Annotated in this window: 1 protein-coding gene and 1 pseudogene; both read left to right on the top strand. The window is 46.3% G+C overall.

What is annotated here, in order from left to right; genetic code table 11:
- Positions 1–569 (top strand): IS3 family transposase (locus tag A3766_RS11020; protein WP_068642200.1); only part of this gene is annotated, 569 nt, incomplete at its 5' end.
- A gap of 15 nt (positions 570–584) precedes the next feature.
- A pseudogene (locus A3766_RS11015) lies at positions 585–814 on the top strand (hypothetical protein); the annotation flags it as partial.

The following is an 814-nucleotide window of genomic DNA, read 5'->3' as shown; positions in this document are numbered from 1 at the left end:
CCACTAATAGCAATCATAAGAAGCCTGTTTATCCAAATCGCTTAAAGCGAGAGTTTGATGTTGTTCAACCTAATCAGGCATACGTCGCGGATATTACATATATCTGGACTCAAGAGGGTTGGCTGTACCTAGCTGTCGTGATTGACTTGTTTTCACGGAAGGTTGTTGGCTGGAGCATGAGTTCACGCATGAAAGCGAGTCTGGTTTGCGATGCGCTTACCATGGCAATTTGGCAGCGGCGACCGAAAGCAGGCTTGATTCATCATTCGGATCGTGGCTCTCAATATGCGAGTGATGCCTTTAGAAGGTTATTGGATCAACACGGCATCCAAGGAAGCATGAGTCGGCGTGGCGACTGTTGGGATAATGCGGTAGTAGAAAGCTTCTTTGGAAGCCTGAAGCAAGAGCGCGTGCAATGGCGAAGTTACCAAACTCGCTATGAGGCACAGCAGGATATTTTGGATTACATATCCATGTTTTATAACAGTCGGCGGCTGCATTCTTACTTGGGCTACATGAGCCCGAATGAATACGAAGCTCAGGCAATTGAAATGAAAAAAGTATCTTAACTGGGTTGGTCAAAAATGCTAGACCACGTCATTGAGCTTTGGGGTGGTACGGTTGATGTTGATGGTCTGTACATCTACAACGCAGGTGATGATTCAATCGATACTGACCAGGGTTATATCGGCACTCTTTCAAACGTTTACGTTCAGCAAGTTGTTGTTGATGATGAGATTGACTCACGTGCAATCGAAGCTGACTCGCACAGCACTGACGATGCAGGCACACCAATTGCTAAGCCAACGCTTGA

The organism is Oleiphilus sp. HI0132, from assembly GCF_001635845.1.
This window is presented reverse-complemented; position numbering and strand designations above follow the sequence as displayed.